At 38.4% G+C, this 13,019-nt stretch carries 12 protein-coding genes; 1 reads left to right on the forward strand and 11 read right to left on the reverse strand.

Annotated elements, in window-relative coordinates:
- Positions 1-231: 231 nt before the first annotated feature.
- Positions 232-1,602: a dipeptidase gene (locus KEM09_RS16135; protein ID WP_212229846.1), complete on the reverse strand. Its 1,371-nt coding sequence runs from the start codon at positions 1,600-1,602 to the stop codon at positions 232-234.
- A 175-nt stretch (positions 1,603-1,777) separates the two neighbouring features.
- Positions 1,778-2,488: a YebC/PmpR family DNA-binding transcriptional regulator gene (locus tag KEM09_RS16140; protein WP_212189827.1), complete on the reverse strand. Its 711-nt coding sequence runs from the start codon at positions 2,486-2,488 to the stop codon at positions 1,778-1,780.
- A gap of 199 nt (positions 2,489-2,687) precedes the next feature.
- On the opposite strand from KEM09_RS16140, the gene KEM09_RS16145 reads away from it, so the two are divergent.
- Positions 2,688-2,942: a hypothetical protein gene (locus tag KEM09_RS16145; protein WP_212189826.1), complete on the forward strand. Its 255-nt coding sequence runs from the start codon at positions 2,688-2,690 to the stop codon at positions 2,940-2,942.
- Between the two features lie 10 nt (positions 2,943-2,952).
- Here KEM09_RS16145 and KEM09_RS16150 read toward each other — a convergent pair whose 3' ends face one another.
- The 9 genes from KEM09_RS16150 to KEM09_RS16190 all read right to left on the reverse strand — a co-directional run bounded on the left by KEM09_RS16150 (position 2,953) and on the right by KEM09_RS16190 (position 12,995).
- Entirely contained in the window at positions 2,953-4,437 is a 1,485-nt protein-coding gene (locus KEM09_RS16150) for a carboxypeptidase regulatory-like domain-containing protein (protein ID WP_212229847.1), read from the reverse strand.
- Positions 4,438-4,445: 8 nt separating this feature from the next.
- Positions 4,446-5,837 carry a CsgG/HfaB family protein gene (locus tag KEM09_RS16155; RefSeq protein WP_212229848.1) on the reverse strand — a complete coding sequence of 464 codons (1,392 nt, stop codon included), beginning with the start codon at positions 5,835-5,837 and terminating at the stop codon, positions 4,446-4,448.
- A gap of 22 nt (positions 5,838-5,859) precedes the next feature.
- Positions 5,860-6,267 carry a curli production assembly/transport component CsgF gene (locus KEM09_RS16160; RefSeq protein WP_212229849.1) on the reverse strand — a complete coding sequence of 136 codons (408 nt, stop codon included), beginning with the start codon at positions 6,265-6,267 and terminating at the stop codon, positions 5,860-5,862.
- Positions 6,268-6,286: 19 nt separating this feature from the next.
- Positions 6,287-6,814: a CsgE family curli-type amyloid fiber assembly protein gene (locus KEM09_RS16165; protein ID WP_212229850.1), complete on the reverse strand. Its 528-nt coding sequence runs from the start codon at positions 6,812-6,814 to the stop codon at positions 6,287-6,289.
- Entirely contained in the window at positions 6,814-7,308 is a 495-nt protein-coding gene (locus KEM09_RS16170) for a hypothetical protein (protein WP_212229851.1), read from the reverse strand. Before KEM09_RS16170 ends, KEM09_RS16165 begins: the two co-directional genes overlap by 1 nt.
- Before the next feature lie 166 nt (positions 7,309-7,474).
- Complete coding sequence (locus KEM09_RS16175; protein ID WP_212229852.1) at positions 7,475-8,812, reverse strand: hypothetical protein; 1,338 nt, start codon at positions 8,810-8,812, stop codon at positions 7,475-7,477.
- 39 nt (positions 8,813-8,851) lie between these two features.
- The gene (locus KEM09_RS16180) at positions 8,852-9,646 is read right to left on the reverse strand and encodes a hypothetical protein (RefSeq protein WP_212229854.1); all 795 of its coding nucleotides are present in this window, start codon (positions 9,644-9,646) and stop codon (positions 8,852-8,854) included.
- 447 nt (positions 9,647-10,093) lie between these two features.
- Entirely contained in the window at positions 10,094-11,452 is a 1,359-nt protein-coding gene (locus KEM09_RS16185; RefSeq protein ID WP_212229856.1) for a sigma-54-dependent transcriptional regulator, read from the reverse strand.
- 73 nt (positions 11,453-11,525) lie between these two features.
- Positions 11,526-12,995: a sensor histidine kinase gene (locus KEM09_RS16190; RefSeq protein WP_212229858.1), complete on the reverse strand. Its 1,470-nt coding sequence runs from the start codon at positions 12,993-12,995 to the stop codon at positions 11,526-11,528.
- Between the last annotated feature and the right edge of the window lie 24 nt (positions 12,996-13,019).

The raw sequence follows: 13,019 nt of genomic DNA on the forward strand, positions 1-13,019 counted from the left end.
AATGCTCAAAATGTATTTTTTATTTTTTTTAGAGGTTTTAGTTGATTTTTCAGGGGTTATTAGCGACATTTTAAATAGCAACACCTTTACACCCCCAAATAAAGCATGTAAAAATGTCTTTTAAAGAACTACTATAAAAAAAGGCTACCCATTACAAAATGGATAGCCTCTCTAAAAAAATCAATATTTATATAACAGCACCCCTAAGGAACACCATCAATCCTCAAATAATTATTTTCCTGATTCTGCAAAATATTTGTAGAAATACGGAATAGTATTTATACCATTAAAGAATTGCTCCAATGGGAAGTTCTCGTTAGGGGAGTGAATAGCATCAGCCTCTAAACCGAATCCCATTAATACAGATTTTACACCTAAAATACGCTCAAAATCAGAGATGATTGGAATCGACCCTCCACTTCGCACTGGTACAGGACGTTCTCCATATACTTCTTCACAAGCTTTTTCAGCAGCCTGGTAGGCTGGCAAATCAATTGGGCAACCATAGGCCTGTCCACCGTGAAGGTGTCTGATATTGACTTTAACACTCTTTGGTGCTATTGATTCGAAGTGTTTACAGAATAACTCTGCAATCTTTTCATGATCCTGATCTGGCACCAAACGAGAAGAAATCTTAGCATAAGCCTTAGATGGCAATACTGTTTTTGCTCCATCACCTGTGTAACCGCCCCATATACCGCAAATATCGAACGACGGACGAATACCTGTACGCTCATTAGTTGTAAAACCTTTTTCTCCAGCCAGCTCCTCTACATCCAATGCTTTTTTGTAAGCCTCTTCGCTATATGGCGCTTTTGCCATCATGGCTCGCTCGTCATCAGAGATTTCAACAACATCATCGTAGAAACCAGGAACAGTTATATGCCCGTTCTCATCCACCATCTGGGTAATCATTTTAGCTAACACATTGATAGGGTTAGCCACTGCACCTCCAAATAAACCGGAGTGCAAATCACGATTAGGACCAGTAATTTCAACTTCCCAGTAACACAGACCACGCAATCCAGTTGTAATGGTAGGCACATCAGGCGCAATCATACCCGTATCCGAAACCAGAATTACATCTGACTTCAACAGCTCCTTATTCTCCTCACAGAATTTTGGCAAGCTTGGCGACCCTACTTCCTCTTCTCCTTCAATCAAAAACTTAACATTACACTTCAGCTGGTTAGTTTTTACCAGGTACTCAAATGCTTTTGTATGCATAAAGCCCTGTCCCTTATCATCATCAGCTCCTCGTGCATAAATTTTTCCATCGCGAACTTCCGGTTCAAAAGGAGGTGTTGTCCATAACTCTAATGGTTCTGCAGGCTGCACATCATAGTGAGCATACACCAAAACAGTAGGATATGATGCATCCAATATCTTTTCACCGTAAACAACAGGGTTTCCTTCTGTCTCCATTATTACTGCCTTATCAGCACCACCCTCAAGCAATAACTTTTTCCACATCTCAGCACAACGGTACATATCATCTTTATGTTCCGGCTTCGAACTAATAGAAGGGATTCGAATTAGTTCAAACAACTCATCTAAAAATCGCTGTTTGTTGTCTTCAATGTATTGTTTTAAATCTTGCATGGTATAATAATTTTATTTGAATTTCTGATTGAAAAGTACATATCTCACCATCAATATGCAAGAACATATCTCATGCTTTACAGCAATACTATCACATATTGATTAAACTCATTAAAATAAAAAGCGGTAACCCGAAATGTTCAGATTACCGCTCACTATTTTTTTTAAAAACTATCTACTTTATGTTATTGAAGACGTTGGTTACATCATCATCTTCTTCAAATTTTGCCAGCAACTTATCAATCTCCACCATCTGCTCTGCAGTCAATTCTTTTGTATCCTGTGGTATACGCTCAAACTCGGCATTTTCAATTTCAAACCCATTATCCTCCAGGTACTTTTGTATAGGCCCAAATCCCTCAAAGTCACCATAAATCATGATAAATCCTTCATCCTCAAAAATCTCCTGAACACCAAAATCAATCAGCTCAAGCTCCAACTCTTCAAGGTCAACTCCTTCTTTCATGACCACCTTAAAGTTGCATTTGTGCTCAAACATATAATCTACGCAGCCACTTGTTCCAAGCGAACCGCCATATTTATTAAAGTATGAGCGAACATTAGCAACAGTGCGGGTTGTATTATCAGTCGCTGTTTCAACCATAAATGCAGTTCCGAAAGGCCCATAACCTTCGTACACCACCTCTTTATAATCTGCTGTATCTTTACTAGTTGCTTTCTTAATGGCACGCTCAACATTATCTTTTGGCATGTTAGCGGCCTTGGCATTTTGAATTAACACACGTAATCGCGAATTACTTGACGGATCCGGCCCGCTTTCTTTCACACACATGGTTATTTGTTTTCCGATCTTTGTAAAAGTCTTGGCCATCGTTCCCCAGCGCTTAAGCTTCGAGGCCTTTCTGTATTCAAACGCGCGTCCCATTTCTTTAATTATTCTTAATTGTAATAATTCGCAAATTTAGATGGTTTTTTGATTATTCCATCATTCCATCCAATTTAAATAATGGAGAGGGTACTAATACTCAATCTTATATTTTCATGCTACCACATTAATCGACTCCTTTCTCGGGAATACAATTAAGTATTTTTATTATTTTTGCACTGGTAATCACTCCTTCTGAATGGCAAAAAAGGCAAAAAGACAACAACAGAAAGCAATCTCCAGGGAACAAGCACTTCGACGTAAACACAGAGCAACATTTCTGCTAAATGACAAAGAAAAAGATGCCGTTAGTGTTTATTGCAAGAAATATAAAATTGGCAATAGATCTAAATTTATGAGAGAAGCTGTGATGCGTGTCGTTATGGAGCAGTTCTTAGATGATTACCCCACACTTTTCGAGAAGCAGGATTTAGATCGACTAATATCGGATTAGGCATTTCAATTTATCGCCACTCAGGCATCTCTGCATTTTCGAAATAAAGCTCCCGGTTAGCACCGTTAACATCCATAACATAGATATCTTTCTGACCGGTTCCTGTATTCGAGGTATTCACAAATATAATTTTAGATCCATCTGGTGAAATGCGTGGCTGGATATCATTTGTCCCATCAGGTTTTCCGTTTCCGGAAATATCTGCAACTGCAGCAGATGAAATATTATAGGTATATATCCTGGAGTCATACATTCTGCCATACGGATCATTCACATTAGCATTATCATGCGTGTAAACAACCAGTTTACCATCTATACTAAAAGTAGGATATTCTGTTCGACCATTAGCATTATCGACAATCCTTGTCATCCCACTCCCATCCGGATTCATCAGGTAAATCTCACTATCATAGATATTAACACCTCTTGTCTGCATAACAATTTTGCCGGCTATACCAGACCAATCGACAAATACATAATTTCTTCCGGCAGGCGCCGTTGATACTGTAAACAAGCCACTCCCATCCTTATTTATTCGATACAATTTATCATAGTGACAAAAAAGCACCTGATCACCAGTTGGCGACCAACAGAACCCTTCTCCTGAATGATGATTTCCATCAACAGGCAAAGGTGATATCACATCAGTTACCCTATCCTCACCATAGGTTAAGTATATATGATTCTTGGAATTATAACTCGCCGAAAAAATAACCTCATCTGTAACCGGATTAGCTCTTGGGAAGTTGTTAAGAATTGTTTCTTGTGTCATTCGGTGTTTTGTCCCTCCCTTACCTGCAGATAAATAAATGTGAGCATCATCCGGCTCTACGAACATAAAAGGCAAACTGGCACTACTGACCGTTCTGAAATTCCAGAAATCACTTTGTCCAATCTTTTCATCGTTTTTTTTTGCTATAACAGTCCAGGTGTGATTTTTAGAGTAACTCAGATTTTGAGCAATATAGAATGTATCAACTAAATCCTCAACAAAAATAACGGGTTCAACAGATTCAGGCGTACGAACTTCTAGCTCGAAAGAAATATCACTGGAGTCACTAACACCTGTATAAGCCCACGAAAAGGTTATTGGCACACCAACATCTTCCTGATTAGGGCTTGGCGTAGGACTACTGAATTTCACTGTATTGGCAGCCAGATCACCATCTTCCAACTGAATAACAATATCTGTCACCTTATCCTTTCGCACATTAACTGCTGAAGAACCATTAGCATACTCATGTTTGGATGCTGTAACAACGTAATCACCAGCCTCTAGCTCATCGAGCGTAAATCTTCCATCTGCGTCTGTTTTAACAGAGCGACTGGCAGGATTAGTGCTTATCAATGCTCCTTCAAGCGGCATGCCATTGACCTTGCTTTCAATAATGCCTGTAATAGTTCCATAGTTATCCGAAACAACCGCTTCTTCGCAGGAAGATACCGTTAACAGCAAGGAGATTGCAACTAATTTAAGTGAAATATATCGTATCATTTGATTAATTATTTTCGTTTAAGCAATGTTTTATTAAACCACCCACTACCTATCTGATAGCTGATTCCGAAACTCCCTTCCCAAATCATATCATGATAACTGCCATTTACCAAGCCGTCCAAATCATCATTTAGAAAGTACTTATTGGAAATGGCCACATTCATCTTTACCCTTTTGGAAAGAACATACTCAAAACCAAAAGCACCACTCCCATACGAATATCGGTGCTTAACATTTGTTTCATCCGTCAAGTACTTATTGGTCAGCAAACCATACCCAACTGACAGATAAGGCGAAATACGTTCGTTTGGCAACAAATCGAACCTGAGGGAAGGTGTATAAGCCAGATACTGGTTATTTCCTATTACATCACTATCCAACTGACCATATACCAATTCCTGGTTGAATGATATAACCGGCGATAATCGCAGGTTCAGATTCAGTCCGGTACTAAAACCTGCATTAGAACCTTCTATATCAATATCCGAATATGAAAATCCACTTATCAACCCGATTGATAACACACTTCTGATATCTTCAAACTGTCGACCAAGATGATCAATTTCTGCATTCTCTTCTTTCTCTTCTAAATAATCACTAACAACATTTTCAACTTCAGCCACATTTGCATTTGATGCCCAGAGTCCATCAATCATACCTTCTACAATAAGACTATACACGGCTTTCTCAATTGCTTCTGTCACGGCCATTTCTGATGGTTCATTATAAGTTATTCCCGTCTCGGCCTCCAGTAGACGCTTGAACTTGACATATCTGAAGACTGAGAAATCAATTTTCTGAGATAGAATTGACTTGGTACTATATACAGTTTTCAGGATTTCACCATTCTTTGTCGACACAGCCCGAAGATAAATACTCACCCTATCTTCACGATACTGACCTGATGCTCCTGCTCCAAAATAACGTAAGCCTGCACCGCCAGTCCTTACGTTGGTTTCATAGGAAATAATGCCACCTTCCAAAATAATACCTGCAAATAAGAGCGGACTTAAGGCTGTTTGTCCCTTTCCTTCATAGGCTGCCAGTGTATTTGTAATAATCTGGCGCTCTGCACTTAAGTTCCCCAGATTTTCACGCTCAAGCGGACGGAACCAACCCGACTCTTCCAATGAGCGTATTAAAATGGTGGTAGCGCCTTGTGTTACTGCAGTCGACCAACTTGATCCGTAGTCAGTTGGCTTGTATTGCCCGGTCTGATCCCTGAACTTATAGACTGCAGCAATTAATTTTTCCTGAGGAGGAGGTAAGTCTTTTAATTCTGAATGAAATGGTGTTTCAGCACCTAACCTGGCCGGTTCTGTCTTATGTGTTTGATGAATTGTCGGACTGCACCCCCAAAGAAGCACGACAAGCATAAAGAAAGAGAGGTATATTTTCATGCCTCAATATTTTAGGTTTAGGTTAATTCTGTGGAACCGTCACGCTGGTTTGGCTACCATTTAAGGCATCCAGTATTGAAACGTTCAGCCCATCAGCCCCATCTGTAACTTCAATATGATATGAGCCTACATCATATGTACCAGGTAATAGCTCACCGTCACCGAATTGATCGGATACTAACTTTCGACTAAGCTGATATAATATTTGCCTGTTAAGGTCTTCCTGAAAGCTTGCAAGTGGATCATTTTGCTTATTATTATCGGCTTCAGGATCTTTAAATGTATCCTGGGCTTGCGCCTGACTGAGCAGCCAGGAATAGTTATATGTATCTCCACCAAATGCCGGATTAACAGGCTTATATACAAAATCCTGAGCCTCTGCCATAACTGACAAAAATATACAGCCCACTAATATTAATAATGCTCTCATTTTCCCTGGTTTAGTTTGATTATCTATCTTGATTCTGATACCTTCTCTGTTGCTCTAAAATTGCCCTCTGCGCTCTTATTTCCCTATAAATTTGTTGCTGGGCAATACTAACTGCCCCTTTTGCCATTTGTTCAACTTCATCATAACGCCTTCTCATCATCTGCTGATAAATCAGCTGCTCTTTCAGGTACACCTCAATTATAGTGTTGTTAAACTGAAACGGCTTCTCCTTTATTTTTAAATAATAATTGGAATAACCCGTTGGCTTACTCCAATTAGCGAAAAATATTTCGTAAAATTCCCGACCCGATTTCGACATCGTTTCGTCCATTATAATACCGTCAATCTCCAAAGTCGGTGGCTCAACATTTTGTTGTTGGACCCTGGCTTCCTTTACAGCCTTATCGTATTGCCTAACTAATTCTAAAATAGCTTCCGGCACTTCTTTTTGAGTTGAGTCAACTACTGTTGTATCAGTATTCTGACCATATAAACTAGTGGCTAACACCAGCTCAAAAAGAACAACCAGAAAAAACTTATTTTTCATCAAAATGAACCTATTCTTCCCTGCTTTATCAGCACAGTTCCTGCATTTCCTTTCTGCTCTACCTTAACTCCGGGAGCTCCTTCATACTGCACATATGTCACAGAATGTCCATTGCCCCTTTGTATAAACATAGAATTTGCATTCGGATTTGCATTACCAAACTTAATTGTGCTTTTTGTGTTATTATCACCTTGCTGATTTATATTTTCATTTTGTCCATAACCAACAAGTATTGAATTTGCAGAGTTGTTATTGCCATTTTGCGTAACAGTTGTAGTATGTGAATTACCTAACTGCGTAACTAGTGCTTCATTATTTTGACCATTCTGATAGACAGAAGCATCATTGTCAACCCCTATCTGCATAATAAAAGCAGCATTACCAGAGTCCTCAACTTTTGCCTGAGGTATCGTCAACAGCCCCTCTTTACTTTGGCTGTGAACCGATATCCCAATCACAAACAGAACAGTAAGCAGATTAACAACCTTCTTCATTTGGTCTTATTTTTTTGGTAATTACCAAGTTATACTAAGGTAAGTAAAAATAACTGTAGGCTTTAAAAAACTTGATAATCTACTATTTTTCATAGATTAACACATATTTTCGTACAGTTAATGAACAAAACGGAGAGACTAAATCAGCCTCTCCGCTATTATTATTTTAGAAATTCTGATTAATAGTGGAATTATTGCCACTACCTGCCTGATTGATAGCACCATTATTGGCAACACCACCACCTTGATTAATGGTAGCTATATTACCCGTTCTTTCTGACATCATATCAACACCTTGATTAATTACTGCATTGTGAGCAGCTGTACCTCGTTGATTTACATATGCCTCACTGGTAATTTGACCATATTGATTAACTTGAGCTGTTGCTCCATCAACATTACCATACTGACGAATCTTAGCATAGTTCTCTTCACCTGTCAACATAATAAAATCAGTTTGATTAATTCCAGCCGATGAATTAGTTACATTCTGAGCTTGAACAATAACAGCTTCAGAGCCATCTTCCATGGTTTGACCAATACCTGCGAAATTATTATCACCAATTTGTCTTACACGGGCAGTGGCTTCATATGTACCAAATTGACCAACCAAAGCAATATTGTCATCACCTTTTTGTACAACACGAGCTTTTGACATTTCGCTATCATACTGACCAATGGCTGCTGCAGAATAATTTCCTTCTTGCTTAACAACAGCTCTATTCTTTTCGCCACCAAACTGACCTATAGCAGCTAAATTAAAAGTTGATCCATTAGCCTGCTCTACAAAAGCCTTGTTTTTAAATCCATCTTCCTGACCAACAAGCGCTGCACTTGCATAACCCCTTTGATCAACGTCTGCATTGTTCTTTTCACCACTTTGGTTAACCATGGCTGCATTATATGTACCTCTTTGAAGTACATCAACATTGCCTTTTTCTCCTGTCTGGTTTACATATGCTACTTGAGTATAGAAATAAGCATTTTGCTCACCTCTTTGTCTTACTTTGGCGGTATTTTTAAATCCATCCTGATTTACCCAGGCGCCTAATAAGTTACCGTCCTGCTTGATGGTTGCCTTATGCTTATTACCATTTTGATTGATTACAGCCAGATTATCATGTTCTTCATAAGCTGCCCATGTATTCTGGTCAATTTTTGCATTATTTCTATTACCAGTTTGAGTAATCCAAGCCTCGTTATCACTTTCGGTTTGATCAATGGATGCTTTATTCTTATTACCAACCTGCAATACATCAGCATAATTATTGCCCTGAACAATTGGCTGATCTTGTTTCACTGTTGCCAAGTTATCATTTCCATCCTGAGTTACATACGCCACCTGCATATCTCCTGCCTGATCAATTGTGGCATTATTCAAGTCTCCTGCTTGATTGACATCTCCGGTATGATTTGTACCTGTTTGATTAACAGTTGCATTATTTTGCGCAAATGCAACAATTGTTAAAGCGCTAAGCGCCAAACTAAAGAGTAACTTTTTCATGATTGTTTGTTTTAGGTAAAACATTAAAAATTATTTGAATTATTTTATTTGCTCGACCAAAGCATTGTTTTTTCTTCCTTGCTGAATTACGAATGATTGGTTACTATCACCTTGCTGATTAACATTAGCCATGTTTGCATTACCTTGCTGCAGAACAATGGCCATATTATCAGCTCCTTTTTTCTGCACTATCTTAGTTTCATTTTCTCTACCAGATTGTTGAACCAGTGCAGTCTGATTCTCTTTATACTGGTCAACATCAACCTTATTTTCGCGTCCTTCCTGCATAATGTATGCTTCATTATTGACATATTGGCCGCCTCCGTATTGATATACATCCGCCGCATTACCCTCACCCACCTGCGCAACAAAAACACGGCTATTTCGTAGCCTTTGATTAACATTCACCATGTTTTCTTGTCCTTTTTGCAGAACTACTGCCTCATTCCCTCCTTTGTTATAACTATCGTTTTGTTTGATCTTTATTTCGTTACTCCGCCCCATTTGAGTAGTAAGAGCCAAATGATTATCATTTGACTGACTAATATCCAACATATTCATCTCTCCAACCTGAATATGAACGCCGATATTGTTTTCACCAATAAACTCACCAACAATCTGATTGCCTTCTCCTATCTGATACAAATGATGTATGCTATTAGCAACATTTTGAGTTACTAAGGCATCATTACTAATTCCTAGCTGAGTGGCTGTTAGTTGATTATTTTCTCCCTGCTGATTAAGAACAGCCGTATTCTGATTCTGAGCTAACAATTGACTACTTAATATCAATCCAAGAATAAGGTTGGCAATAAGAAATGTGTGTTGTTTCATATTTTGAAAACATTTTAGGTCAAATGCTATTTAGCAATAGAAATACCAAACTCTCTATAGTTCTGATTTATAGCGCATTAAACAAATTAACAATAGCGAATAAAAATTAGAAATGACCATTTTCGTCCATCTCCATATGATATCACTCACAATACAAGTACATTAAACACTGATTTACTGCGTCTTAACAAACATAAATACTGCAATCAATATGGTGCCCCATAATGGCCACCTTTGCGAAATAATTTGGATGATGAATTTTTGTTGAATGATTCAAGATAAACTCGAGACAATTCACTTTGGACAGAATCACTTAATTAAGAGACGAAAATGATTTATTTATTGACGAATGACCTTGCAATATTTAAACATTATCTTTCGATCGTGGATACTCAAATCAAGAAGCGAAAAAGTGGAACAAAAAAAAACGACCGAAAATGGTCGTCCTTATTCGATGCCATGCTTTTTGAGCTTACGATTAAGTGCCTGGCGAGTAATATTTAGCTTTTCAGCTGTATGGGTTTTATTATGACTACAAGCCTTCATGGCTCTTAGTATGGTTTGTTTTTCTATTGCCTCAAGACTATAATCAACGTCTCCACCTCCCGATCCATTAGTATACTCTGTAAAGATGAGATGACGTGGCTTAACCACATTGGTATCACACATAAGAATAGCACGCTCAATAATATTCTTCAACTCCCGGATATTACCCGGGTAATGATGATTGAGCAACAAATTCATCGCCTTTGAATGCAAGCTGACTATACCCTTGTTATGTGTTTCAGAGAATAGTCTCACAAAATGATTCACCAAAACCGGAATATCCTCTACACGTTCTCGCAAAGGAGGAATATGAATATGGAAGGAATTTAGCCGATGATACAAATCAAGCCTGAACTGCCCATCTTCAATCATCTGCTTTAAATCCTTGTTTGTGGCACACACAATTCGGGTATTTACAGTAACAATATCGTGCGACCCTATCCTATTTACCTTGCGCTCATCAAGCACCCTCAGGAGTTTCGACTGCAATGCCAGATTCATATCTCCTATTTCATCAAGAAAAAGAGTTCCACCATTAGCCCTTTCGAACCAGCCTTCGTGATTGGATAACGCCCCAGTAAATGCTCCTTTCTGATAACCGAAGAATTCGCTTTCAAATAGCGAATCGGGGATAGCCGTACAATTAACCGGGTAAAAAGGCGCCCCACTTCTATCACTCATACTATGAATACCTCGGGCAATCAATTCTTTTCCACTTCCACTTTCGCCAGTAATCATCACCGAAGTTGCATCAGCCTGTGCCACCCTTTTCATCAGAGTATTTATTTCTTTAATGGCCTGACTTACTCCGATAAATTCAATCCCCCAATGTGCCTCAAATTTCTTACGAGACTCTTCTAACTGCCTGTCTACAACATAGTTTTTAACTCTAAACTGCTTATAGCTTTCACATTTTTCAATTGAACTCCTTAGCTCCCTGGCTCTAAATGGCTTTTCAATAAAATCGCGTATTCCTAATTTGAGTGATGCGATTGCATTTTTCAGGCTAGCCTGCCCTGTGATTATAATACCCTCAATTTCTGAGTAGTGCTCTTTGAGCTCATAGAAAATAGTTAGACCATCCTTATCAACTAAATTAATATCCAAGATGGCTAAGCGTGGCACACTATCTAGTTTTACATCTTTAAAAGATGCCCAAGAGTCAAACGCCAAAACCTCAACTTTATCCAGCACAATACTATCCTGAATTTCCTGGCGAAGCTCAGCCTCATCTTCAAATAGCAAAATCGTATATTTCATTGATGGTTTTATTTATTGTCCGCTAATCCATTGCCTTTAGCACAAATAAGCTAACTATAGTTAATGTATTGAATCACTCTTCTTTAATTATAGGAAACGACAGAGTTGTTTTAAAAAACTTTCCTTCCTTTGAGTCAACAGTAACCCGCCCATTCATCTTTCTCATCAGATTATTAATAATGAATAAGCCTAATCCGGTTCCTCCAACCTCCTTCTTTGTTGTATAAAATGGTTTAAACAATTGTTCCATTTCAGCATTGCTAACTCCAAGCCCATTATCAATAAAAATGACCGTAATTAGCTCTGATGTTTTTTTGAGAGTCACTTTTAATTTAGGCTTAAAATCCTTATTTAACGACTGTTTCAACTGCAACGATTGAATACTATTAGTAAGGATATTTACAAAAATCTGCTCCAGTTCATTGGCATTTCCATGAACATTAATATCATCCACATGATTGACCACCAATATAAGACCGCTAACTTGCATATAGCTAACATCCTCAAGCGCACAGTTAAGAACAGTCTTTATATTTATCACCTCATCTCTGCTTTCCGGAATTGTAGAAAACTGCTTCATCTCGTCAATAATTCCGCGCATTCGTTTTATTTGGCGCTGAATCTGCTCCCCTTTATTCATTAAATATTCTTCTGTTACATTCCCACGCTGCCAGTTTTCCAGCATATTATCAATCTTCAAACTCAAGTGTGTAAGCGGCTGATTCAGCTCATGAAAGATACCCGAAGCGATTTCACCCAAGGACTCTAAGCGGTTCTTTCGCAGTAATTTTAGTTCAAACGAGCGATTGAGTTCGAATTCATCCTGCACCTGCTGGCGCAACTCCTGGTTCTGGTCTTCGAGGTTTTGCTGCACCTCAATAAATTGCGTTAAATCTTTAATACTGGCCAGGTAAATCCTCTCAGTGCTGGAGTCTACCGGAATGAGATTTAGTAAAAAGGTCTGGTTATTTTCTGCTCCTTTAAAATGACAAAAAACAGCCCGTGAATTGGCATCCGACTTAATCATTTTCCGATAATCGAATGTTTCAGGCGAGAGAATATTGGTCTTAATAATATCCTGAATAAACAAAGGCTTGGCAATAATTTTGCTTTCCAAAAAATAATCAATAAATAACCGGTTGAGTTGAATTATTTCTCCATCTTTTTTGACCAATGCAATTGGCAACGGCAGCTTGTCAATTGGAATTAAGCCTTCCGATTTATAGCTCTCATCAACCAATCCTTTTAGATCAATATTGCCTTGTGCATTTTTAGTAAAACTACACTTAACAGCATATACCTCATTAGCACTGCATACGAGCATGTTGCACTGGAAACGCTTCTCAGCACTTTTAACAAATTGGTAGAACCTTTTTAATACAGTCTCAGGTAATAGTTCAGAAATCCGCTCGCTACTATCGAGCAAACCGCTGGCAATAAAATCGCCATAATAGCGAAGAATAGTACCCTTATTGTCCAGTAAAAAATAAAAAGCTTCCCGAAATGATGTTACACCGCTTGCTATCTGCTCATTAAGATACATACAATTCTCTCATCTGTTCATGAA

The sequence above is a fragment of the Carboxylicivirga mesophila genome, from assembly GCF_018271975.1.
In the GTDB taxonomy this organism is placed as follows: Bacteria; Bacteroidota; Bacteroidia; order Bacteroidales; family Marinilabiliaceae; genus Carboxylicivirga; species Carboxylicivirga mesophila.

What these genes read in the sequence shown, in the direction of transcription:
- KEM09_RS16135 (WP_212229846.1), bottom strand. Translation starts at nt 1,602, where the DNA reads ATGCAAGATTTAAAACAATACATTGAAGACAACAAACAGCGATTTTTA.
- KEM09_RS16140 (WP_212189827.1), bottom strand. Translation starts at nt 2,488, where the DNA reads ATGGGACGCGCGTTTGAATACAGAAAGGCCTCGAAGCTTAAGCGCTGG.
- KEM09_RS16145 (WP_212189826.1), top strand. Translation starts at nt 2,688, where the DNA reads ATGGCAAAAAAGGCAAAAAGACAACAACAGAAAGCAATCTCCAGGGAA.
- KEM09_RS16150 (WP_212229847.1), bottom strand. Translation starts at nt 4,437, where the DNA reads ATGATACGATATATTTCACTTAAATTAGTTGCAATCTCCTTGCTGTTA.
- KEM09_RS16155 (WP_212229848.1), bottom strand. Translation starts at nt 5,837, where the DNA reads ATGAAAATATACCTCTCTTTCTTTATGCTTGTCGTGCTTCTTTGGGGG.
- KEM09_RS16160 (WP_212229849.1), bottom strand. Translation starts at nt 6,267, where the DNA reads ATGAGAGCATTATTAATATTAGTGGGCTGTATATTTTTGTCAGTTATG.
- KEM09_RS16165 (WP_212229850.1), bottom strand. Translation starts at nt 6,814, where the DNA reads ATGAAAAATAAGTTTTTTCTGGTTGTTCTTTTTGAGCTGGTGTTAGCC.
- KEM09_RS16170 (WP_212229851.1), bottom strand. Translation starts at nt 7,308, where the DNA reads ATGAAGAAGGTTGTTAATCTGCTTACTGTTCTGTTTGTGATTGGGATA.
- KEM09_RS16175 (WP_212229852.1), bottom strand. Translation starts at nt 8,812, where the DNA reads ATGAAAAAGTTACTCTTTAGTTTGGCGCTTAGCGCTTTAACAATTGTT.
- KEM09_RS16180 (WP_212229854.1), bottom strand. Translation starts at nt 9,646, where the DNA reads ATGAAACAACACACATTTCTTATTGCCAACCTTATTCTTGGATTGATA.
- KEM09_RS16185 (WP_212229856.1), bottom strand. Translation starts at nt 11,452, where the DNA reads ATGAAATATACGATTTTGCTATTTGAAGATGAGGCTGAGCTTCGCCAG.
- KEM09_RS16190 (WP_212229858.1), bottom strand. Translation starts at nt 12,995, where the DNA reads ATGTATCTTAATGAGCAGATAGCAAGCGGTGTAACATCATTTCGGGAA.